This window comes from Caballeronia glebae (genome assembly GCF_001545035.1).
Taxonomy (GTDB): Bacteria; Pseudomonadota; Gammaproteobacteria; order Burkholderiales; family Burkholderiaceae; genus Caballeronia; species Caballeronia glebae.
In genome coordinates, this window is record NZ_FCOJ02000074.1 from 1 (window position 1) to 22,678 (window position 22,678).

The 22,678-nt window shown below is 63.1% G+C and carries 22 protein-coding genes; 15 read left to right on the forward strand and 7 right to left on the reverse strand.

Going from position 1 to position 22,678, the window contains the following annotated elements:
• On the reverse strand, positions 1-537 hold a 537-nt coding region (locus tag AWB82_RS32095), incomplete at its 3' end, for an enoyl-CoA hydratase-related protein (RefSeq protein WP_086973330.1).
• A 138-nt stretch (positions 538-675) separates the two neighbouring features.
• On the opposite strand from AWB82_RS32095, the gene paaN reads away from it, so the two are divergent.
• The 4 genes from paaN to paaK all read left to right on the forward strand — a co-directional run bounded on the left by paaN (position 676) and on the right by paaK (position 5,157).
• Positions 676-2,385 (forward strand): phenylacetic acid degradation protein PaaN, encoded by a 1,710-nt coding sequence (paaN, locus tag AWB82_RS32100; protein WP_086973331.1) that lies wholly within the window; start codon positions 676-678, stop codon positions 2,383-2,385.
• 157 nt (positions 2,386-2,542) lie between these two features.
• Entirely contained in the window at positions 2,543-3,334 is a 792-nt protein-coding gene (paaG, locus tag AWB82_RS32105) for a 2-(1,2-epoxy-1,2-dihydrophenyl)acetyl-CoA isomerase PaaG (protein ID WP_086973332.1), read from the forward strand.
• Between the two features lie 64 nt (positions 3,335-3,398).
• Positions 3,399-3,785, forward strand: coding sequence for a hydroxyphenylacetyl-CoA thioesterase PaaI (gene paaI / locus AWB82_RS32110; protein WP_235023524.1), 387 nt, complete (start codon positions 3,399-3,401; stop codon positions 3,783-3,785).
• A gap of 67 nt (positions 3,786-3,852) precedes the next feature.
• Positions 3,853-5,157: a phenylacetate--CoA ligase PaaK gene (gene paaK, locus AWB82_RS32115; protein WP_086973333.1), complete on the forward strand. Its 1,305-nt coding sequence runs from the start codon at positions 3,853-3,855 to the stop codon at positions 5,155-5,157.
• A 66-nt stretch (positions 5,158-5,223) separates the two neighbouring features.
• Here the strand turns inward: paaK and mltA are convergent, their stop codons facing one another.
• Both mltA and apaG read right to left on the reverse strand, forming a co-directional pair.
• Positions 5,224-6,465, reverse strand: coding sequence for a murein transglycosylase A (mltA, locus tag AWB82_RS32120; RefSeq protein WP_200818243.1), 1,242 nt, complete (start codon positions 6,463-6,465; stop codon positions 5,224-5,226).
• A 97-nt stretch (positions 6,466-6,562) separates the two neighbouring features.
• The gene (gene apaG / locus AWB82_RS32125) at positions 6,563-6,937 is read right to left on the reverse strand and encodes a Co2+/Mg2+ efflux protein ApaG (RefSeq protein ID WP_086973358.1); all 375 of its coding nucleotides are present in this window, start codon (positions 6,935-6,937) and stop codon (positions 6,563-6,565) included.
• A 221-nt stretch (positions 6,938-7,158) separates the two neighbouring features.
• On the opposite strand from apaG, the gene rpe reads away from it, so the two are divergent.
• The 8 genes from rpe to AWB82_RS32165 all read left to right on the forward strand — a co-directional run bounded on the left by rpe (position 7,159) and on the right by AWB82_RS32165 (position 14,320).
• The gene (rpe, locus tag AWB82_RS32130) at positions 7,159-7,857 is read left to right on the forward strand and encodes a ribulose-phosphate 3-epimerase (RefSeq protein ID WP_086973335.1); all 699 of its coding nucleotides are present in this window, start codon (positions 7,159-7,161) and stop codon (positions 7,855-7,857) included.
• Positions 7,850-8,590: a phosphoglycolate phosphatase gene (locus AWB82_RS32135; protein ID WP_086973336.1), complete on the forward strand. Its 741-nt coding sequence runs from the start codon at positions 7,850-7,852 to the stop codon at positions 8,588-8,590. Before rpe ends, AWB82_RS32135 begins: the two co-directional genes overlap by 8 nt.
• 362 nt (positions 8,591-8,952) lie before the next feature.
• Positions 8,953-10,449: an anthranilate synthase component I gene (gene trpE, locus AWB82_RS32140; protein ID WP_086973337.1), complete on the forward strand. Its 1,497-nt coding sequence runs from the start codon at positions 8,953-8,955 to the stop codon at positions 10,447-10,449.
• 12 nt (positions 10,450-10,461) lie between these two features.
• Positions 10,462-11,046, forward strand: coding sequence for an aminodeoxychorismate/anthranilate synthase component II (locus tag AWB82_RS32145; protein WP_086973338.1), 585 nt, complete (start codon positions 10,462-10,464; stop codon positions 11,044-11,046).
• 4 nt (positions 11,047-11,050) lie between these two features.
• Complete coding sequence (gene trpD / locus AWB82_RS32150; protein WP_086973339.1) at positions 11,051-12,085, forward strand: anthranilate phosphoribosyltransferase; 1,035 nt, start codon at positions 11,051-11,053, stop codon at positions 12,083-12,085.
• Between the two features lie 11 nt (positions 12,086-12,096).
• Complete coding sequence (trpC, locus tag AWB82_RS32155; RefSeq protein WP_086973340.1) at positions 12,097-12,882, forward strand: indole-3-glycerol phosphate synthase TrpC; 786 nt, start codon at positions 12,097-12,099, stop codon at positions 12,880-12,882.
• Between the two features lie 5 nt (positions 12,883-12,887).
• Complete coding sequence (locus tag AWB82_RS32160; protein ID WP_086973341.1) at positions 12,888-13,541, forward strand: CYTH domain-containing protein; 654 nt, start codon at positions 12,888-12,890, stop codon at positions 13,539-13,541.
• A complete protein-coding gene (locus tag AWB82_RS32165; RefSeq protein ID WP_086973342.1) occupies positions 13,538-14,320 on the forward strand; it encodes a uracil-DNA glycosylase in 783 nt (260 codons plus the stop codon). Before AWB82_RS32160 ends, AWB82_RS32165 begins: the two co-directional genes overlap by 4 nt.
• Before the next feature lie 52 nt (positions 14,321-14,372).
• On the opposite strand, the gene AWB82_RS32170 is transcribed toward AWB82_RS32165, so the two are convergent.
• The 4 genes from AWB82_RS32170 to AWB82_RS32185 all read right to left on the reverse strand — a co-directional run bounded on the left by AWB82_RS32170 (position 14,373) and on the right by AWB82_RS32185 (position 19,043).
• A complete protein-coding gene (locus AWB82_RS32170) occupies positions 14,373-14,969 on the reverse strand; it encodes an FMN-dependent NADH-azoreductase (RefSeq protein ID WP_086973343.1) in 597 nt (198 codons plus the stop codon).
• A 141-nt stretch (positions 14,970-15,110) separates the two neighbouring features.
• Positions 15,111-16,910 carry a M61 family metallopeptidase gene (locus tag AWB82_RS32175; RefSeq protein ID WP_086973359.1) on the reverse strand — a complete coding sequence of 600 codons (1,800 nt, stop codon included), beginning with the start codon at positions 16,908-16,910 and terminating at the stop codon, positions 15,111-15,113.
• 159 nt (positions 16,911-17,069) lie between these two features.
• Positions 17,070-17,801 (reverse strand): DsbC family protein, encoded by a 732-nt coding sequence (locus AWB82_RS32180; RefSeq protein ID WP_086973344.1) that lies wholly within the window; start codon positions 17,799-17,801, stop codon positions 17,070-17,072.
• A 69-nt stretch (positions 17,802-17,870) separates the two neighbouring features.
• The gene (locus AWB82_RS32185; RefSeq protein WP_086973345.1) at positions 17,871-19,043 is read right to left on the reverse strand and encodes a UbiH/UbiF family hydroxylase; all 1,173 of its coding nucleotides are present in this window, start codon (positions 19,041-19,043) and stop codon (positions 17,871-17,873) included.
• Positions 19,044-19,253: 210 nt separating this feature from the next.
• Between AWB82_RS32185 and ychF the strand changes: the two genes are divergently transcribed.
• The 3 genes from ychF (at position 19,254) to ettA (ending at position 22,590) form a co-directional block, all read left to right on the forward strand.
• Positions 19,254-20,348: a redox-regulated ATPase YchF gene (gene ychF, locus AWB82_RS32190; RefSeq protein WP_086973346.1), complete on the forward strand. Its 1,095-nt coding sequence runs from the start codon at positions 19,254-19,256 to the stop codon at positions 20,346-20,348.
• A 126-nt stretch (positions 20,349-20,474) separates the two neighbouring features.
• Entirely contained in the window at positions 20,475-20,777 is a 303-nt protein-coding gene (locus AWB82_RS32195; RefSeq protein ID WP_086973347.1) for a DUF3761 domain-containing protein, read from the forward strand.
• A 145-nt stretch (positions 20,778-20,922) separates the two neighbouring features.
• Positions 20,923-22,590 (forward strand): energy-dependent translational throttle protein EttA, encoded by a 1,668-nt coding sequence (gene ettA / locus AWB82_RS32200; protein WP_086973360.1) that lies wholly within the window; start codon positions 20,923-20,925, stop codon positions 22,588-22,590.
• Positions 22,591-22,678 lie beyond the last annotated feature (88 nt).

Consider the following 22,678-nt stretch of genomic DNA (forward strand, 5'->3'; position numbering starts at 1 on the left):
GCGCGACACCAGCCCCGCACGCTCAGCCTCGCTCGCGTCCATCATGCGCGCGGTCAGGCACAGGTCCATCGCCTTGGCCTTCGAGACGGCGCGCGGCAAGCGCTGCGTACCGCCCGCGCCCGGAATCACGCCAAGCTTGATCTCCGGTTGTCCGAACTTGGCCGTATCGGCAGCGATGACGATGTCGCACATCATCGCGAGTTCGCAGCCTCCGCCGAGCGCGAAACCCGCGACCGCGGCGATGATCGGCTTGCGAATCGTGCGGATGGTTTCCCAGTTGCGCGTGATGTAGTCGCCCTTGTAGACATCCATATAGGAATAGCTGGCCATCATGCCGATGTCCGCGCCGGCCGCGAACGCCTTCTCGCTGCCGGTCAACACGATTGCGCCGACGTCTTCGTCGGCGTCGAATGCCTTGAGCGCGACGCCCAGTTCGTCCATCAGCGCGTCGTTCAGCGCGTTCAGCGCTTTCGGACGGTTCAGCGTAATCAGTCCGACTCGACCACGCGTCTCGACCAGCAGATTCTCGTAAGCCATTCGCTCCTCCTTGGGATCCTCAGGTAAGCCCTAATGAAAAGACGTTCGTCACCGTATCTCGATAATGCTACCATTACCAACCAACCGGTCGGTTAATTATTCGGCCTGGCACCTTTCCCTCGTTCTCTACTCGCGACCATGACACATCCGCTATTCACGAAGCACGAAGCAACGCTCGACAAAGCGCTCGCAGCCATCGAAACGCGCGGCTACTGGAGCCCGTTCGCCGAAATGCCGAGTCCCAAAGTGTACGGGGAAACGGCCAGCGCCGATGGCGAGGCAGCATTCAAGGCCCATCTTGGAAAGACCTTTGAACTCGATCAGCCTGCGACAGGCGCAACGGTCGGAAAGGAGCGGTCGCCGTTCGGCGTCGCGCTCGACATCAGCTATCCGAAAGCCGATCCAGATGCGCTGATCCAAGCCGCGGCCAAAGCGCAATCCGCCTGGCGCGCCGCCGGCCCGCGAGCCTGGGTCGGCGTAAGCCTCGAAATCCTGGCGCGGCTGAACCGCGCCAGCTTCGAAATCGCCTACAGCGTGATGCATACGACCGGCCAGGCGTTCATGATGGCGTTCCAGGCCGGCGGCCCGCACGCGCAAGACCGGGCGCTCGAAGCCGTCGCGTATGCATGGGACCAATTGCGCCGCATTCCCGCCGAAGCGCATTGGGAAAAGCCGCAAGGCAAGAATCCGCCGCTTGCGATGCAAAAGCGCTTTTCCATCGTCCCGCGCGGCACCGGCCTCGTGCTCGGCTGCTGCACGTTCCCGACCTGGAACGGTTATCCCGGCATGTTCGCCGATCTCGCGACCGGCAACGCCGTCATCGTCAAGCCGCACCCCGGCGCAATCCTGCCGCTTGCGATCACCGTGCGCATCGCGCGTGAAGTGCTCCGCGAAGCGGGCTTCGATCCGAATATCGTCACGCTGCTGGCCACCGAACCCAACGACGGCGCGCTGGTTCAGGAGCTCGCCGTGCGCCCCGAAATCAAGCTGATCGACTTCACCGGCAGCACGCAAAACGGCACCTGGCTCGAACGCAATGCGCATCAGGCGCAGGTTTACACCGAGAAGGCGGGCGTGAACCAGATCGTCATCGATTCCGTGGACGACATGAAAGCCGTGGCGCGCAACATCGCGTTTTCACTCGCCCTCTATTCCGGTCAGATGTGCACGGCGCCGCAGAACATCTACGTGCCGCGCGATGGCATCCGCGCCGCCGAAGGCCAACTGAGCTTCGACGACGTCGCGAAAGCGCTCGCGGGCGCCGTCGAAAAGCTCGCGTCCGATCCGGCGCGCGCCGTCGAATTCACGGGTGCTATTCAGAACGACGGCGTCGTGGAACGCGTCGCCGAGGCACGCAAGCTCGGCGACGTCCTGCTCGACAGTCAGTCCCTCACGCACCCGGCGTTTCCGGACGCCCGGGTTCACACGCCGCTCATGCTCAAGCTCGACGCGCGCACCGACGAAGCGAAATTCACCAAAGAATGGTTCGGCCCGATTTCGTTCGTCGTCGCGACCGACTCGACCACGCAATCGCTCGAACTCGCCGGTTCGATCGCACGCACGCACGGCGCGTTGACGTTCTCAATCTACAGCACCGACGACAAGGTGATCGAAGCCGCGCATGACGTAGCCATTGAAGGCGGCGTCGCGCTTTCGATCAACCTCACGGGCGGCGTTTTCGTCAATCAGACGGCGGCGTTCTCGGACTTCCACGGCACGGGCGCCAACCCCGCGGCCAACGCCGCGCTTTCAGATGCCGCATTCGTCGCGAATCGTTTCCGGGTGGTTCAAAGCCGGGTCCATGTTGCACCGAAGGCCGCGTCCGCGGAAGCTGGCCAGACGGCATAAGCCGATCGACACAAAGGTCCGAAGGCCGGATCGCCGTGCAAACGGCTTATGCCATCCGGCCTAATGGAAAGCTCGCGGCCGCGCGGCTAGTATCGGGATGTAAGGAATGGCGGCAGAGAACTCCGCCGCGGCGGGAATCGTCGAGAGAGGAAATGTAATGACAGAGAAGTCCGTCTTGTTGCACATCGACGTCGAGACGCGCGTCGCCACGTTGACGCTCAATCGCCCCGACAAGCTAAACAGCTTCACACGCGAAATGCATCGTCAGTTGAACCACGCGCTCACCGAGATCGAAGCGAGCAACGCGCGCGCGCTCGTCATTACTGGCGCGGGCCGCGGATTTTGCGCGGGGCAGGATCTCGCGGATCTGGATTTCCCGCCCGGCTCGATGTCGGATCTCGGCGATCTCATCGACGAGTACTTCAATCCACTTGTGCGCAGACTTCAGGCCATGCCGATGCCGGTCATCGCCGCTGTCAATGGCACGGCCGCGGGCGCCGGCGCGAATCTCGCGATGGCGTGCGACCTCGTCGTCGCGGCGCGCTCTGCCTGCTTCATTCAGGCGTTCGTGAAGATCGGCCTCGTGCCCGATTCGGGTGGCACGTGGCTCTTGCCGCGTCGCGTCGGAGAAGCGCGTGCGCTCGGTCTCGCGCTGACGGGCGAAAAGCTCGGCGCCGAAAAGGCCGAGGCATGGGGCATCGTGTGGCGTGTCGTCGATGACGCCGAGTTGCAGCAGGCGGCCGCTCAACTGGCCGCTCAACTGGCGCAGCAACCGGCGCGCGCGGTCGTCGCGATCAAGCAAGCGGTCCGCGCGAGCGCGAACAAGACTTTCGACCAGCAGCTCAATCTCGAACGCGATCTTCAGCGCGAACTGGGTGCCTCGCCCGATTACATCGAAGGTGTCGCCGCATTCAAGGAAAAGCGCGCGCCGCGCTTCGAAGGTCTGTGAGAACCGAACCGGTCTGGAGAATTCTGTGACGCCACAACAACTCGCGGAAGCCACGGCAAAAGCCATGTACGAAGCGGACGCATGCACGCGCGCGCTCGGCATCGAGCTGGTCGAAGTTCGGCCCGGCTATGCGCGTCTGCAAATGGACGTGCGCTCCGACTTTCTCAACGGTCATGCGATTTGCCACGGCGGTCTGATGTTCACGCTGGCGGACTCCGCGTTTGCGTTCGCCTGCAATTCGTACAACATCAGCACGGTCGCGGCGGGCTGCTCCATCGAGTTTCTGCGCCCCGTGCAAGGCGGCGATCGATTGACTGCGGAAGCGATCGAGCAAACGTTGAGCGGCCGCACGGGCATCTACGATATCCGCGTGACGAATCGGGAAGGCGACCCGGTCGCAATGTTCCGCGGCAAGTCGGCTCAGATCAGAGGCAACGTGATCGCCGTGTGACAGACTCGTTCATATAGCGTACTCGGCATAAAAGCCGCGCCGCAAAGTCAGCATCCAGGAGACAGCAATGACCACACCGCTGCCGCTCGATCCGATCGAGAAGGCGAGCCGCGACGAACTCGCGGCGCTGCAACTCGAGCGCCTCAAATGGACGCTCAAACATGCTTACGAGAATTCGCCGGTATATCGACGCAAGTTCGACGAAGCCGGGGTCCATCCGGATGACGTCACGTCGCTTTCCGAGCTTGCCCGTTTTCCGTTCACGACGAAGAAGGATATGCGTGACAACTACCCGTTCGGCATGTTCGCCGTGCCTCAGGATCGCGTCTCGCGCATCCATGCGTCATCGGGCACGACGGGCAAGCCGACCGTCGTAGGCTACACGGCACAGGATCTGGACAACTGGGCGAACCTCGTCGCGCGCTCTATTCGAGCAGCCGGCGCGCGGCGCGGCGACAAGGTTCACGTGAGCTATGGCTATGGCCTTTTCACAGGCGGACTCGGCGCGCACTACGGCGCCGAGCGGGCGGGACTCACGGTGATTCCGTTCGGCGGAGGTCAGACCGAAAAGCAAGTGCAGCTCATTCAGGACTTTCGTCCCGACATCATCATGGTCACGCCGAGCTATATGCTGTCGATCGCCGATGAACTGGAGCGGCAAGGTATCGATCCCGCTAGCTGCTCGCTGCGCATCGGCATTTTCGGCGCGGAACCGTGGACGAACGACATGCGCCGCGCGATCGAAACACGCATGGGCATCGACGCCGTCGACATTTACGGGCTTTCGGAAGTAATGGGGCCGGGCGTGGCATCGGAATGCGCTGAGACCAAGGACGGCCCGACGATCTGGGAGGACCACTTTTATCCCGAGATCATCGATCCGGAAACGGGCGAAGTGCTACCGGACGGCGAGTTCGGCGAACTCGTGTTCACGTCGCTCACGAAGGAAGCGCTGCCGATCATCCGCTATCGCACGCGCGATCTGACGCGCCTTTTGCCCGGCACCGCCCGCACCATGCGGCGCATGGAGAAGATCACCGGCCGCTCCGACGACATGATGATCGTGCGCGGCGTCAACGTCTTCCCGACGCAGATCGAAGAGTTGCTGCTCAAGCGTCCCGTGCTCGCGCCGCACTATCAGATCGTACTCACCAAGGAAGGCCCGCTCGACGTCCTCACGCTGAACGTCGAGCCCTGCCCGGAATCCGCGCCGGATACAGCCGCGCTCGAAAGCGCAAAGTCCGCGCTCGCATACGACATCAAGTCGTTGATCGGCGTGAGCGCCGTGGTGAACGTGCTCGCGGTGAACGGCATCGAACGTTCGGTCGGCAAGGCGCGGCGCGTGATCGATCGGCGCAACATGGCGTCATGAAGCAAAAAAGCTCGCGAGCCATGATGGCCGCGAGCTTTTGCGAAGCTATCGGGAGAACCGGCGAAGTCAGGAGTTGGGCAGCAACAGCCACATTCTTCCGCCCTGCTTCATGCGTCCAGCGAGATCGCCGGCATCGTCCCCCAGGCCCCAGAAATAATCCGCGCGCACGCCGCCCTTGATCGCCGAGCCGGTGTCTTGCGCAAACACGAGACGATTCATCGGCTGGTTGCTGAGCGGACGCGTCGTCTGAAGGAAAACGGGCGTGCCGAGTGGAATTGCCGAGGGATCGACGGCAATCGACCGTTCCGGCGTCAAAGGCACGCCGAGCGCGCCGACAGGTCCGTCGCCCAGGCTCGCGGATATCGTTTCGTTCGCGGGCATCTCGCGGAAAAAAACGAAGCGCGGGTTCACGTCGAGCAATGCATCGACACGCGCCGGATTCGCCTTCGCCCATGCCTTGATGCCTTGCATCGTCGCCTGTGCGGGTGTGAGCTGGCCGCGATCGAGCAATTCCTTGCCGATCGACCGATACGGCTGGTTGTTCGTGCCACCGAAGCCGACGCGCATGACGCTGCCATCTTCCATGACGACACGCCCCGACCCCTGCACCTGCAGGAAGAACGCCTCGATCGGATCGTCGACCCACACGAGCTCGTTGCCGTTCAACGCACCCGAACGTTCGAGTTGCGCGCGCGCGGGCAGCGCGGAACCGGGCTTGTACCGATACGGCCAGCGATACAGCGCGTACTGATACACCCCTTGACGCGTGCGCGAGCCGCGCAACAGCGGCTCGTAGTAACCGGTCACGAGACCGTCGAGCGAGCCGTCGGTGTTGGCGAGCTGAAACGGTGTGAAATAGGCTTCGAAGAAGCTGCGCGCCGCCGACATGTCGAGCTCGTCGAGCCGCTCCGCCGCCGCGCACGCCTTCTGCCAGTTGGCCTGCCGCGCGAGCCGGTTACAGTTCTGCCGCAGCGCGGCGGTCGCGCCGATCAGCGAATCGTCCTGCCAGCCCGGCACCTGCTGCCAGCTCACCGCGGTCAGGCGCGACGCGGCGCGTTGTCCGGGAATGATCGGCGTGCCGCTCGCCGTGGCGGGGCCCGGCTTCACGTAATTGCCGCCTCCGCACGAGGCGAGCAGGACAGCCGTTGCAATCGATGCGGCCCAGGCCGCTGCTCGTGCGGTCGGCCGCACGAGGCGCATACAATGCTCGTTCTTGATGGGAACCGCCATGTCTGATCTGTTAGACGAATATCCAATGCTTATTTTCGCGCTCGAATCGCTCGTGGCGCTCGCCTTGCTGATCTTCATCGTCGTATGGACGGCGTCGGGCAAGAAGAAGAACCAGAACCGCTCGAACGATCCTGCGAAGCGGCGCTGATTCGCGCTGATGGCCGCTGATTTTCGCTCAATGGAGCGTGCGCGGCATGTGCAACGCGAATTCCGCTATGGGCGCTTCGAAACGCTCGCCGTCTTCCGCCACGCAGAAATACTCGCCGCGCATCGTGCCAACCGGCGTCGCGATCACCGCCCAGCTCGTATATTCGAACTGCTCGCCCGGCGGCAGAAGCGGTTGATGCCCGACGACGCCGAGCCCTTTCACTTCCTGCACGTGATCGTTGCTGTCGGTAATGATCCAGTGCCGCGAGATCAACTGCGCCGCGACCTGGCCGGTGTTGCGGATTGTCAGCGTATAGGCGAATGCGTACTGTCGGCTATCCGGGTCGGACTGCTCCGGCAGATACCGCGTCTGCACGGAAACGCTGAATTCGTACTGGCTCATCGTAGTTCCAATTTCCGGTTCGATCGGCCGCTTCGCCGCCAGACACGGGCGCACGGGCGCGCCGCTATTGGTCTGGCATTCTGCTTGATGCGCGCGGCGCCCGCAACACGAATGGCGTTGTGCCGCGACATTGGCGCGCGATACATTGGCCATTCGGACGAGAGACTCCAAGGAAAACGCGGGTTAAAATCACGGCTTTCGGTCGCTACCCGCATACGTCCATGGCGCAATTCCACATCGCTCCCAGCATCCTGTCCGCCGACTTTTCCCGCCTTGGCGAGGAAGTCCGCAACGTTGTCGCCGCCGGCGCCGACTGGATCCATTTCGACGTCATGGACAACCACTATGTGCCGAATCTGACGATCGGGCCGCTGGTGTGCGAAGCCATCCGCCCGCATGTGGACGTGCCCATCGACGTGCATCTGATGGTGCGCCCGGTCGACCGCATCGTGCCCGATTTCGCGAAGGCCGGCGCCAATGGGATCAGTTTTCATCCGGAAGGTTCGGATCACATCGACCGGACGCTGTCGCTGATCCGCGATCACGGCTGCACGGCGGGTCTCGTATTCAATCCCGCAACGCCGCTGAATTACCTCGATCACGTGATGGACAAAGTCGATCTCGTGCTCATCATGTCGGTCAATCCGGGCTTCGGCGGGCAGTCGTTCATTCCCGAGGCGCTCAACAAGGTGCGTGAGGCGCGCGCGCGCATCGATGCGTATCGCGATCGCACGGGCCGCGAGATCCATCTGGAAGTCGACGGCGGCGTGAAGGTCGACAACATCGCGGAAATCGCGGCGGCCGGCGCGGATTCGTTCGTCTCGGGATCGGCCATTTTCGGCAAGCCCGACTACAAAGCGGTTATCGACGCGATGCGCGCGGAGCTGGCGAAGGCCGCATCGGGAGCGAAGCATGAGTGAGATCGCAGCGGCGCAATCGCCTTTCGTGAACCGCCCGATCCGCGCGGCGATCATCGACCTCGACGGCACGATGGTCGACACCGCCGACGATTTCGTCGCGGCACTGAACGCAATGCTCGCGCGCATCGCCATCGAACAGCCGGTTACGCGCGACGAAGTCACGGAATATGTCGGCAAGGGTTCGGAGAATCTGATTCGCAGCGTGCTCGCGGTGCGGCTGCCGCCGTTGCAAGCGGTCGCGCAGTTCGACGACGCCCTCGCGATCTATCAAAGCGAATACGCAAAGGTCAACGGCAAACACTCGACGCTTTTCCCGGAAGTGAAGGAAGGCCTCGAAGCAATGCGCGAAAGCGGCGTTGCGCTCGCGTGCGTGACCAACAAGCCGCATCGGTTCGCCGTGGAGTTGCTTGCGCACTTCGGCATCGCAGATTTCTTCCGGGTGATTCTCGGCGGCGACTCGTTGCCCGCCAAGAAGCCCGATCCGCTGCCGATGCTCACCGCATGCGAACGACTGGACGTCTTGCCGCGCGAGACCGTGGCGGTCGGCGATTCGGAAAACGACGCGCTCGCGGGCCGCGCCGCCGGCCTCGCGACCTTGACCGTTCCGTACGGTTACAACCATGGGAAGCCTGTACAGTCGGTGAAATCCGATGGTATAGTTTCTTCGCTGCGCACCGCAGCATCGGCGATTGCCGCCACCTTGGCGCCGCCTGACACCACACTGACTGAATAAGTCCATCCATTTCATGTTTCTGAACAGAAAACGGAGTCTGAGCAGCATCGACCGGGGAGCCTGGCCCTGGCGTCGCTGGCGCTAACCTCTCCCGAGGTCCGCTGAAGCCATCCCGCGTGATCGCGCTTCAGTATCCGTTTTTTGTTTCGCTGCGCGTTCCCGCGCCGTCTCCGTTGAATCGTCGTACATCGAGCCTCGCTCGGGCACGCGTCGTGTAGTGCCGCGAGCCGTCCTTTCCGCTTCGGCAAATCGAAGCGGCGGGGCCGTCGTATGCGATCATCACGAGATTCGACCGAACGCAGCGCCCTGCACTCCCCGATGCCGCGCCACCGTGAAAGCGCGCGTCGCTCTAGGATCGCAACATGACCGAACTCGAATTCCAATCGCTGGCGAACGAAGGCTACAACCGCATTCCGCTCATCGCCGAAGCCCTCGCCGACCTCGAAACGCCGCTTTCGCTCTATCTCAAGCTCGCGCAGACCGAGCGCAACGGCGCGAACTCGTTCCTGCTGGAGTCCGTCGTGGGCGGCGAGCGCTTCGGGCGCTACTCGTTCATCGGCTTGCCGGCGCGCACGATCGTGAGCGTGCAGAACGGCAAGACGCAAGTCGTGACCGATGGCAAGGTTATCGAGACGGATGAAGGCGATCCGCTAGCGTTCATCGAAACGTTCCAGAAGCGCTTCAAGGTCGCGACGCGGCCGGGCTTGCCGCGTTTTTGCGGCGGTCTCGCCGGCTACTTCGGTTATGACGCGGTACGTTACATCGAGAAGAAGCTCGCGCACAGCGCGCCGCCCGACGATCTCAATCTTCCCGACATCCAGTTGTTGCTGACGGAAGAAGTCGCGGTCATCGACAACCTCGCGGGCAAACTTTATCTCATCGTGTACGCCGATCCGACCAAACCTGAAGCCTATGCCAAGGCGAAGCATCGGCTGCGCGAACTGAAGGCGCGTCTGCGCGTGACGGTTCAGCCGCCGGTGACGTCGGCGAGCGTGCGCACCGAGACGTTTCGCGAGTTCAAGAAGGACGATTATCTGAACGCCGTGCGCCGCGCGAAGGAATACATCGCGGCGGGCGAACTGATGCAGGTGCAGGTCGGCCAGCGCCTCGTCAAGCCGTTCCGCGACAACCCGCTTTCGCTATATCGCGCGCTGCGCTCGCTGAATCCGTCGCCGTACATGTATTACTACAACTTCGGCGGCGAAGTGCATGTGGTCGGCGCATCGCCGGAAATTCTGGTGCGTCAGGAAAAGCGCGCCGACGATCGCATCGTGACGATTCGTCCGCTCGCCGGCACCCGCCCGCGCGGCAACACGCCCGAGCGCGATGCCGAACTCGCGACCGAACTGCTGAACGATCCGAAGGAAATCGCCGAGCACGTGATGCTGATCGACCTCGCGCGCAACGACGTCGGCCGCATCGCGCAGACGGGTTCGGTCACGGTGACGGACAAGCTGATCATCGAAAAGTATTCGCACGTGCAGCACATCGTGAGTTCGGTCGAGGGCAAGCTCAAGGAAGGCATGAGCAACTTCGACGTGCTGCGCGCCACGTTCCCCGCCGGCACGCTGTCCGGCGCGCCGAAGGTTCGCGCGATGGAACTCATCGACGAACTGGAGCCGATCAAGCGCGGTCTGTACGGCGGCGCTGTCGGTTATCTCTCCTTCAGCGGCGAAATGGATCTGGCCATCGCGATCCGCACCGGCGTCATCCACAAAGGCAATCTCTACGTGCAGGCGGCAGCGGGAGTCGTCGCCGATTCGGTGCCCGAATCCGAATGGCAGGAAACGGAGAACAAGGCGCGCGCCGTGCTGCGCGCCGCTGAGCAAGTGCAAGACGGCCTCGACAGCGACTTCTGAGGAGACAAGACCATGCTGCTGATGATCGACAACTACGATTCCTTCACTTACAACCTGGTCCAGTACTTCGGCGAACTCGGCGAGGACGTGCTCACGTATCGCAACGACGAAATCACGCTCGACGAAATCGCGAAGCTCGACCCCACGCGCATCTGTCTTTCGCCCGGACCGAGCAATCCGCAGCACGCGGGCATCACGCTCGACGTGTTGCGCGAGTTTTCCGGCAAGCTGCCGATTCTCGGCGTGTGCCTCGGCCATCAGGCGATCGGCGAGGCGTTCGGCGGACGCGTCGTGCGCGCGCAGACCATCATGCACGGCAAGGTGAGTCAGATCGAAACCGACTGTAAAGGCGTGTTCGCCGATCTGCCCAAACACTTCAACGTGACGCGCTATCACTCGCTGGCAATTGAGCGCGAGTCTTTGCCCGACTGTCTCGAAGTGTCCGCATGGACGCCCGACGGTGAAATCATGGGCGTGCGCCACAAGGAACTCGAAGTCGAAGGCGTGCAGTTCCATCCGGAATCGATTCTTTCCGAGCACGGCCACGCGCTGCTCGAAAATTTCGTGAAAAACTCCTCGACCGGAAAGCGGGCCTGACGATATGACCATCACCCCACAAGAAGCGCTGCAGCGCACGATCGAACATCGCGAAATCTTCCACGACGAAATGCTGCATCTGATGCGCCAGATCATGCGCGGCGAGATGTCGCCCGTCATGGCGGCCGCGATCATCACCGGCTTGCGCGTGAAGAAGGAAACCATCGGCGAAATCGCCGCCGCCGCGACCGTCATGCGCGAGTTCGCCAATCACGTCGAAGTCGAGGACAACTCGAATTTCGTCGATATCGTCGGCACGGGCGGCGACGGCTCGCACACGTTCAACATCTCCACGGCGTCGATGTTCGTTGCGGCGGCCGCGGGTGCCAAGGTCGCCAAGCACGGCAACCGCGGCGTGTCCAGCAAGTCCGGCAGCGCGGACGTGCTCGAAGCGCTCGGCGTGAACATCGATCTGACACCGGAACAAGTGGCCGCGTCGATTGCCGAAACCGGCATGGGCTTCATGTTCGCGCCGAATCATCACCCGGCGATGAAGAACATCGCGCCCGTGCGCCGCGAACTCGGCGTGCGGACCATCTTCAATATTCTCGGGCCGCTGACGAATCCGGCCGGCGCGCCGAACCAGCTTCAGGGCGTGTTCCATGAAGACCTCGTCGGCATTCAGGTGCGCGTGATGCAGCGTCTCGGCGCGAAACACGTGCTCGTCGTCTACGGCAAGGACGGCATGGACGAAGTGTCGCTCGGCGCCGCGACGACAGTCGGCGAACTGAAGAACGGCGAAGTGACCGAGTACGAGATTCATCCCGAGGATTTCGGCCTGCAAATGGTGTCGAATCGCTCGCTGAAGGTGCAGGACGCGCAGGAATCGAAGGCCATGCTGCTCGGCGCGCTGAACAACAAGGCGGGCGTCGCGCGCGAGATCGTCACAATGAATGCAGGGACCGCGCTTTATGCCGCGGATGTCGTCGATTCGATCGAAACCGGCATGGCCGCCGCGCGCGAGGCGATCGAGAGCGGCGCGGCGCGCGAGAAGGTCGAGACGCTCGCGAAGTTCACGCAGCAATTCGCAAAGAAATAACGGAAGCCGATATGAGTGACATTCTGGATCGCATCATCGCGGTCAAGCGCGAGGAAATCCGCGCCGCCGAACAAAGCGCGCCGCTCGAAGAGCTGAAGCTCGAAGCCAGCGCGCGCGACCTGCGCGATTTCGTTGGCGCATTGCGCGCAAAACATGCGGCAAATCAGGCCGCCGTGATTGCCGAAGTGAAGAAGGCGAGCCCGTCGAAAGGCGTGTTGCGCGAGAACTTCGTGCCCGCCGATATCGCGCGTTCGTACGAGAAGGGCGGCGCCGCCTGCCTTTCCGTGCTCACCGACGTGCAGTTCTTCAAGGGCAGCGTCGCGTACTTGGAGGAAGCGCGCGCCGCGTGCGGCTTGCCGGTGCTGCGCAAGGACTTCATCATCGATCCGTATCAGATCTTGGAAGCGCGCGCGATGGGCGCGGACTGCATCCTGCTGATCGCCGCGGCGCTCGAACTCTCGCACATGCAGGACCTCGAAGCGTACGCGCATTCGCTTGGGCTCGCGGTGCTGGTCGAAGTACACGACGCCGACGAGCTGTGCGACGCGCTCACGCTGAAGACGCCGCTCATCGGCATCAACAACCGCAATCTGCGCACGTTCGAGACGACGATCGACACGACCATCGGCATGCTGGAGCAGGTGCCGGACGATCGCATCGTCGTGACGGAGTCGGGAATTCTGTCGCGCGTCGATGTCGACCGGCTGCGCGCGATGCGCGTGCATACTTTCCTCGTCGGAGAAGCGTTCATGCGCGCCGACGATCCTGGCGCGGAACTCGCGCGCATGTTCTTCTAAAAATCATGGGAATCGAACGGGAACTCAAACTCGCGCTCGCGCCGTCGCAACACGACGACATCGCGCGCTTCTTCGACGAGCGCACCGGCGCGGGCAAGCCGATCGAGCTTGCCAACGTCTACTTCGACACGCCGGACTGCGCGCTCGCGAAGGCGAAGTCCGCGCTGCGCCTGCGCCGCACGCCGGCGCATTGGCTGCAAACCTACAAGACGCTCGGCAAAAGCGTCGCGGGTCTGAGCAACCGGCAGGAGTGGGAATTGCCGGTAGAAGGCGAGGCGCTCGAAATCGACGCCCTGCTCGCGGCCTGCGACAACGCCGCCGCGCGCGAAGCGCTGGAGCGCGCCGCGCCCGAACTGGTCGCGCTCTTCAAGACCGATTTCAGGCGCACGCTGTGGGACATCGAGCGCGAAGGCTCGCAGATCGAAGTGGCGCTCGATATCGGCGAAATCACGGCGGAAGTCGACGGCACGACGCGCCGCGGGGAGATCAGCGAGCTGGAGCTGGAGCTGAAATCCGGCGAGGAAAGCGCGCTTTCCATGCTCGCGGCGGAATTGCGCGGCGCATTTCCCGAGATCGATCCCGAGGATCTCAGCAAGGCCCAGCGCGGTTATCTCCTGCGCGAAAAGCCCGAAAGCACAATCCGCAACGCCTGGGCATGAGCCAACAACCTTCCCTTTTCGCGGATAACGAAACCGCGGGTGCGTCGTCGACTGCCACGACGCTCGAAAGCCAGTTCGACGCCCTGCCCGCCGACTGGCGCAAGCATCTGAAACCATTCATCGACGGCAAGCATTTTGCGGCGCTGTGCGCGTTCGTGGATGCCGAGCGCGCCGCCGGAAAAACGGTTTATCCAGCCGATGTCTTTCGCGCGCTGCGTCTCACGAGCCCGGCCGACGTGAAAGTCGTGATCCTCGGGCAGGACCCGTATCACGGCGAGGACAAGGGTGCGCCGCAAGCGCACGGCCTCGCGTTCTCGGTGCCCGCGCCAGTGCGCCCGCCGCCGTCGTTGCGCAACATCTTCAAGGAAATCCACGTGAGTCTCGGGTTTCCCGCGCCCGCGCACGGTTGCCTCGATTCCTGGGCGAAACAAGGCGTGCTGCTGCTGAACACGTCGCTGACGGTCGAGCGCGATAAAGCCGGAAGCCACGCGAAACGCGGGTGGGAGCAATGCACGGACACGCTGATCCACGAAATGGCGCAGCGTCACGACGGCCTCGTTTTCATGCTGTGGGGCGCGCACGCGCAGGCGAAACGCGGCCTGATCGAAAGCGCCGGGAAGTCGCATTGCGTGCTGGAAGCGGTGCATCCGTCGCCGTTGTCGGCGTATCGCGGATTCTTCGGCTGCGGCCATTTTGCGCTTGCGAACGAGTATCTGACGAAGCACGGGCGTGAGCCGATCGACTGGCGTCTGCCCGCCGAGCCGGAATTGCTCGCCTGAAAGCAAAAACCCCGCTGAGCACACCAGCGGGGTTTTCTTCGATACGAAACGCTTAAACCGCGGCGATCGCCTCACGCGCCGACGCCAACGCCGCGCCAGCCGCTTCCGGTCCCATGGCCAGGCCTTCCGCGTAGATGAAGTTCACGTCGGTCATGCCGAGGAAGCCGAGGAACGTCGTGAGGAACGGCGTCTGCGAATCGTTCGGCGTGCCCGCGTACTTGCCGCCGCGCGCCGAAACCACGTACACCTTCTTGCCCTTCACCAGACCTTCCGGACCATTCGCGGTATAGGTGAACGTGATGCCGGCACGCGCGATCCAGTCGAAATACGTCTTGAGTTGCGACGAAATGCCGAAGTTGTACAGCGGCGCCGCGATCACGACGATGTCCGCCGCTTGCAACTCGGCGATCAGCGCTTCGCTCTTCGCGTTGATCGCGGCTTGTTCCGCGGTGCGCTGATCGGCGGGCGTGAAGAACGCGCCGAGCGTGGCGTCGTCGAGGTGCGGCAGGGTGTCGCCCAGCAGATTGCGCACGACCAGCTTCGCGCCCGGGTTGCTTTGTTGCAGTTTCGCGGTCAGTTCGTCGGCGAGCAGCGTCGATTGAGCGCCTTGCGAACGGGCGGCGGAGTTGATTTGCAGAATCGTCGTCATGATGGCTTCCTATCTCTGAGAGGTTCGGGCGCCCTCGGCGTCCGTTAGGTAGCATTCTTCTTTTTTCGACGTTCGGGAAAAAGCCCAGCGGTCATGACGGATTGTTGCACTGGTAGGACAATCCGCCGCGCCAACCCGAAATCAGCCTTTCAGCCAGCGCTCGCGCCATTGTTTCGACGGGCCGCGTCCGTCGATGGCCGTCAGCACGTAGCGCGCGACTTCCGGTCCGTCGAGTTTGACTTCGGTGCGGCGCAGCTCGTCGCGGCGGAATGCGTGCACTTCCACTTTCGCGCCCGGCAGATAACGCGACAGCAGCGCATCGATATTCGAGCCGGTGACGCGCAGGCCGTCGATTGCGACGAGCACATCGCCCGCTGACAATCCCGCCTTCTGCGCCGCGCTGCCTTCGTGGATAACCGCGAGCGCGCAGTCCGCGCCGCCGCGCACGCGCACGCCGAGCGAAGGCTTGAGCGCCGCGCCGTTGCCCGGCAAATCGGGCGCGAGCGCAATGCCGAACGGCTCGAACAGCGCATCGAGCGGCAAATCGCGCGTGCCGCGCACGCCGTCGCGAAAGAGCGAGCGCAGGTTTGCGCCAGTTGCTTCGGCGAAGAGCGCCTCGACGTCGTCCTCCGGAATGCCGCGCGGCCGGCCGTTGTAGAACTCGCGGCCGTAGCGCTGCCACAGGAGGCGCATCACGTCGTCGAGCGATTTTCGGTTGTCGGTCTGCGCGCGAATCGACAGATCGAACGCCAGCGCCACGAGCGAGCCTTTCTGGTAATAGCTGACGATCGCGTTCGGCGCGTTCTCGTCGGCGCGGTAGTACTTCACCCAGGCGTCGAACGAACTCTGCGCGACGGATTGCTTCTGCCGCCCCGTGCCGCGCAGCACGCCGCCGATCGTCTTGCCGAGCAGACTGAAATAATCGGCCGTCGAAATGAGGCCGCTGCGCACGAGCATCAGATCGTCGTAGTACGACGTGAAGCCTTCGAACAGCCACAGCAGCGTGGTGTAATTCTCCTGCGACAGATCGTAGGGCGCGAACGCCGCCGGCTTGATGCGCTTCACGTTCCACGTATGGAAGTACTCGTGACTGCACAAACCGAGATAAGTGCGGTAGCCCTCGGTCGTTTCCGGCCGGCCCTGCACCGGAAGATCCGTGCGATTGCAGATCAGCGCCGTCGATGCGCGATGCTCCAGCCCGCCGTAACCATCGCTCACGGCGACGGTCATGAACACGTAGCGATCCATCGGCGCTTTCTTCGTGCGCGGCTCGAAGAGCGCGATCTGCGCTTCGCAGACGCGCTTCAGATCCGTGGCGAGCCGGTTCATGTCGAGATTGACGACGCGTCCCGAGATCACGATGTCGTGCTTCACGCCGTGCGCGCTGAAGCTGCCGAGCGCGAATTCGCCGAGCGCGACGGGATGATCGACGAGTTCGTCGTAATTCGCCGCTTGATAGGCGCCGAAGCCGTAGCGCTTCGTGCCGCGCGCCTCGGCAAGCGCCGTCGCGACGCGCCAGTTGCGATACGCGGCGCCCTGCGGAAGTTCGATATCGACGATGCACGGCGCGCTCGTCTGCCCTTCCACGGCGAGGAACGTGCTCGTGCCGTTGAAGAAGCCGACGGTGTCATCGAGATGCGCGGCGCGCACCGACATATCCCACGCGTAGACCTCGTAGCGCAGCGTGATCGGGCCATCGACCGGCGCGGCCTGCCACGCGTGCTTGTCGATCTTTTCGATGGCGATCTTGCGGCCGGCCGCGTTCAATGCCTGCAGCGTCACGATGTTGCGCGCGAACTCGCGGATCATGTAGCTGCCCGGAATCCAGACCGGCAGCATGAAGCGCTGGCCGGCGGGATCGGGAACGGCCACGGTCAGCGTCACTTCGAAGAGATGCGCGGCGGGATTTTTCGGAACGATGCGGTAGCGGACGGGCTGCACCGTTTGCGTGAGCGTAGTCATCTCGATGTCCTTGTTCTTGTTCTGGGCGCTTGAGCCGCGCCCGACGCCTTGCCTGTTTTCGCTGCGCTTTCGCAAAAGCAAGACCGTAAAAACACAGAAGGCGCATGACGCGCCTCCCTTCCTCGTTTCGAACCGCGCTCAGCGCACGGCGGACAGTTCCTTTTCGAGCCGGTCGGCGGGCACGGCGCCCGGCAGACGCCGGCCATCGGCGAGAAACACGGTCGGCGTGCCGGTGACGTTCATCGAGCGGCCGAGCTTCAGATTCTTGTCGATGGCGGTCGTATCGCACGATGCCGCCGCGCTCGGCGCCTTATGGTCGAGCATCCAGCCTTCCCACGACGTCGCGCGATCCTGCGCGCACCAGATCGACTTCGACTTGGCGGTCGAATCGGGCGACAGCACCGGATACAGGAAGGTGTAGACCGTCACGTTGTCGATCGACTTCAACGTCGTTTCGAGCTGCTTGCAATACGGGCAGTTCGGATCGGAGAACACGGCGATCTTGCGGCTGCCGTTACCCTTCACGACCTTCACGGCATTCTCGAATGGCAGTTTCGCGAAGTCGATCTTGTTGGTCTCCGAGAGCCGCGCCTCGGTCAGGTTCTTGCTGTTGCGCGTATCGACGAGATCGCCGATCAGCACGTAATTGCCGCTCGCGTCGCTATAGACGATTTGCGAGCCGAGATTCACTTCGTAGAGACCGGGAATCGGCGTCTTCTCGATGCTCTTGATGGTGGCGTCGCCCATGCGCGATTCGAGCGTCGACTTGATCTTGTCGGTGGTCTGGTCGGCCTGCGCCGAACAGCCGAGGCCGAGCGTGACGGCAAGCGCCGCGGCCGTCGCGAGGGCAAATCTGAAGGTGGTTTTCATGCGGTTTCCTGTGAGTCGCTCTTTAAGCGTGGCGCGAGCGTCGCGCCTTTGGAATGTCGATGGACTGTTTCAGCCGAGCGCCGCCGACACCAGCCAGCGCTTGATGAGCGGTTGCGTGCCGACGAACGCCATGCCGGTGTTGCGAACCGCGCGCGCGAGCGTGCCCGGCACGGCGAAGAGCCGCTGCAAGCTGTCGGTTGCGAACATGAGCTTCTGGATGTCTTCGCGGCGCGCGCGTTCGTAGCGGCGCAGAAGGATCGGATCGCCGAGATCGCGGAACGACTCCTTGTTCGCGACGACATCCGCGAGCGCGGCCACGTCGCGCAGGCCGAGGTTCATGCCCTGCCCCGCGAGCGGATGAATCAGATGCGCGGCGTCGCCGACGAGCGCGACGCGCGGCGCGATCAGCCGGTCGACGGCCTGCAGCCCGAGCGGAAAGCCCTGCGCGGGCGTCACGCAATCGAGCGTGCCGAGCAGGTTTTGCGTCGCTTGTTCGACTTGCGCGGCGAGTTGCGCGGGATCGAGCGCGAGGAGTTCGTCGGCGTGTTCGGTACGCGCGGACCACACGAGCGACACGTGATCGCCCGGCAGCGGCAGAAGCGCGATGATTTCGGTGTCGCGGAACCACTGATACGCCGTTTCGCCGTGCGGCCGCTCAGCCTTGAAATTGGCGACGACGCCCGTTTGCCGATAATCGCGCCGATTCATCTTCGCGCCCATTTGCGCGCGCACCCACGAATGCGCGCCGTCCGCGCCGACGATCAGATCCGTTTCGAGCATTTCGCCGCTCGCGAGCGCGATGTGCGCGGCGTCGGCCTCGACCGTCATGCCCTGCGCGCGCGATTCGAACCACGAGAGGCTCGGCGAGAAACGCAGCGCGGCATCGAGCGATTGCTCGATCAGCGACGATTCCACGATCCACGCGAGTTGCGGCACGGATGCCTGAAAAGCCGAAAAGTGCAATTCCGCGTGGGCATCGCCGAACACGCGCATGTCGAAAACGGGTCCGAGACGCGAGCGATCGAGCGCCTGCCATACACGCAGACGTTCCAGCAGCGCTTGCGAGCTCGACGACAGCGCGTAGATACGCGAATCGAACGCGGCGCCCGGCGGCAGTCCGGCGGCGCGCGACGCGACGAGCGCGGTACGCAGCCCGGATTGCGCGAGCGCGAGCGCAGCCGTCTTGCCGACAAGCCCGCCGCCGACGACGACTGCGTGAAATTTCAGTGAATGCGGAGTCATGCGGGCATTATAGCCGTGGGGTTCGAGCGGGTTTGCCGGCAAAAGGCGACGGATGGCGGCGCTTCGGTGCGACGGCGCGGCGGTACAATAGCTGTTTGCCCGGCCGCCCGATGCGGCCGCAGCGCGGCGGGCGGCGCTCGCCCGCTCTTTGCGCACCATTTTTGACGAAACTCGCGCGGCCCGCGCCGTCTTACCAGTTCGAAGGATTCCATGAGCCTCCAATGCGGCATCGTCGGCTTGCCCAACGTCGGCAAGTCCACACTTTTTAATGCGTTGACCAAGGCGGGCATTGCCGCCGAAAACTATCCGTTCTGCACGATCGAGCCGAACGTCGGCGTGGTCGAAGTGCCGGACGCGCGTCTGACCGCGCTCGCCACAATCGTGAAGCCCGAGCGCATCCTGCCGGCGGTGGTCGAATTCGTCGATATCGCGGGACTCGTCGCCGGCGCGTCGAAAGGTGAAGGCCTCGGCAACCAGTTCCTCGCGAACATCCGCGAAACGGATGCGATCACGCACGTCGTGCGCTGCTTCGAGGACGAGAACGTGATTCACGTCGCGGGCAAGATCGATCCGATCTCGGATATCGAAGTCATCAACACGGAACTCGCGCTTGCGGATCTGGCGACGGTCGAGAAGGCGCAGTCGCGTTATACGAAGGCCGCGAAGTCGGGCAACGACAAGGAAGCGATCAAGCTCGTCGCCGTGCTGGAAAAAGTGCGCGCGCAACTCGATCAGGCGAAGCCGGTGCGCGGCCTTTCGCTTTCCGAGGACGAACTGCTGCTCATCAAGCCGTTCTGCCTGATCACGGCGAAGCCGACGATGTACGTCGCGAACGTGAAGGACGACGGCTTCGAGAACAACCCGCATCTCGACATGGTGCGCAAGCACGCGGAAGCGGAAAACGCGCCGGTGGTCGCGGTGTGCGCGGCGATCGAAGCGGAAATCGCCGATCTCGACGATGCCGACAAACAGGAATTCCTCGCCGACATGGGCATGGACGAGCCGGGTCTGAATCGCGTGATCCGCGCGGGGTACAAGCTGCTTGGATTGCAGACGTACTTCACGGCGGGCGTGAAGGAAGTGCGCGCGTGGACGATTCATATCGGCGACACGGCGCCTCAGGCGGCCGGCGCGATTCACACGGACTTCGAACGCGGCTTCATTCGTGCGCAGACGATTTCGTTCGATGACTACATCGCTTATAAGGGCGAGCAAGGCGCGAAGGAAGCCGGGAAGATGCGGGCGGAAGGCAAGGAATATGTCGTGCATGACGGGGATGTCATGAACTTCCTGTTCAACGTTTAAGCGTCAAGAACTGACAAGCTGCTCGCCTCGCGAAGCGGAGTGCCCGATAAAAAGGGACTCCGCTTTTTTCTTGCGCGATCGATAAAAACAACGAGAGAGAACAAGAAAATGCAGAGACACGCGTCAATGAGCGTGCTGCGCGTGGTCGCGGTTTTCGCGCTTGTCGCGACGAGCGTCGCATGGATACCCGACGCCTTCGCTTATCGCGGATATCAACATCAGTACCAACCGCAACCAGACGAATCCGACCTCGACAACCACAGCCATTACATCAACCGCGACGGCAACATTGTCCACTCGCCCGCGCATGCGCAGTCGGGCGCTGCCCCCGCTGGCGCGACGGCCCGATGTCGCGACGGCTCCTATAGCTTCAGCCAGCATCACAGCGGCACATGCTCACGGCACGGCGGCGTCGCGAGCTGGCAGTGACGGATCGCACCACGAAGTACAATGCCATTTGATTCCGCCCGCGCGAGACGCGGCGGCGGGAATGCGCGAATCCGCGCCACCGGACATCCTCGCGCGCGCCGACTCAGGCGCGCCGCGTTCATACCCTCAATCAAACACGGACAACATGGCCCAATACGTCTTCACCATGAACCGCGTCGGCAAGATCGTTCCGCCGAAGCGCCAGATCCTGAAAGACATCTCCCTCTCGTTCTTCCCCGGCGCGAAGATCGGTCTGCTCGGCCTGAACGGTTCCGGTAAATCGACGCTCATCCGGATCATGGCGGGCGTCGATAAGGACATCGAAGGCGAAGCCACGCCGATGCCGAACCTGAACATCGGCTATCTGCCGCAAGAGCCGAAGCTCGATCCGCAGCAGACCGTGCGCCAGGCCGTCGAGGAAGGTCTCGGCGATGTCTTCCAGGCGCAGAAAAAGCTCGACGAAATTTACGCCGCCTACGCCGAACCGGACGCCGACTTCGACGCGCTCGCCGCCGAACAGGCGAAGTACGAAGCCATTCTCGCGACGAGCGACGGCGGCAGCCCCGAGCAGCAACTCGAAGTCGCCGCCGATGCCCTTCGCCTGCCCGCGTGGGACGCGAAAATCGAAAATCTGTCGGGCGGCGAAAGGCGCCGCGTCGCGCTGTGCAAGCTGCTGCTGCAAAAGCCCGACATGCTTCTGCTCGACGAACCGACCAACCACCTCGACGCCGAATCCGTCGAATGGCTCGAACAGTTCCTGACGCGTTATCCCGGCACGGTCGTCGCGGTGACGCACGATCGCTACTTCCTCGATAACGCCGCCGAATGGATTCTCGAACTCGACCGCGGACACGGCATTCCGTGGAAGGGCAATTATTCGAGCTGGCTCGACCAGAAGGAAGACCGCCTGAAGCAGGAAGAATCGAGCGAATCCGCGCGCCAGAAGGCGATCAAGAAAGAACTCGAATGGGTGCGCCAGAATCCGAAGGGCCGTCAGGCGAAATCGAAGGCGCGTATCGCGCGTTTCGAGGAACTCAACAGCCAGGAATATCAGAAGCGCAACGAAACGCAGGAAATCTTCATTCCGGTCGGCGATCGCCTCGGCAATGAAGTCATCGAGTTCAAGAACGTCAGCAAGGCGTATGGCGATCGCCTGCTCATCGACAATCTGAGCATGAAGATTCCGGCGGGCGCGATCGTCGGCATCATCGGGCCGAACGGCGCGGGTAAGTCCACGCTCTTTCGCATGCTGACCGGCAAGGAACAGCCGGATTCGGGCGAAATCGTTCAGGGACCGACGGTCAAGCTCGCGTATGTGGATCAGAGCCGCGACGCGCTCGGCGCCGACAAAACGGTCTTCGAGGAAATCTCCGGCGGCGCCGACGTCCTCACGGTCGGCAAGTACGAAACGCCGTCGCGCGCGTATATCGGCCGCTTCAACTTCAAGGGCGGCGATCAGCAAAAGCTCGTCGGCAATCTGTCGGGCGGCGAGCGCGGACGTCTGCATCTGGCGAAGACGCTCATCTCGGGCGGCAACATGCTGCTGCTCGACGAACCGTCGAACGATCTCGACGTCGAAACGCTGCGCGCGCTCGAAGACGCGCTGCTCGAATTTGCCGGCTCCGTGATGGTGATTTCGCACGATCGCTGGTTCCTCGACCGCATCGCGACGCATATTCTCGCGTTCGAAGGCGATTCGCACGTCGAATTCTTCGACGGCAATTATCAGGAATACGAGGCCGACAAACGCAAGCGTCTGGGCGAAGAAGGCGCGAAGCCGAAGCGTCTGCGCTACAAGCCGATCACGCGCTAAGCGGCCAAACGTCAGATGATATACAGCGCGCGCCAATGCGGGCACGCGCACCGACGTCGAGCACAAAAGTGGCGACTGTGTACGGCGC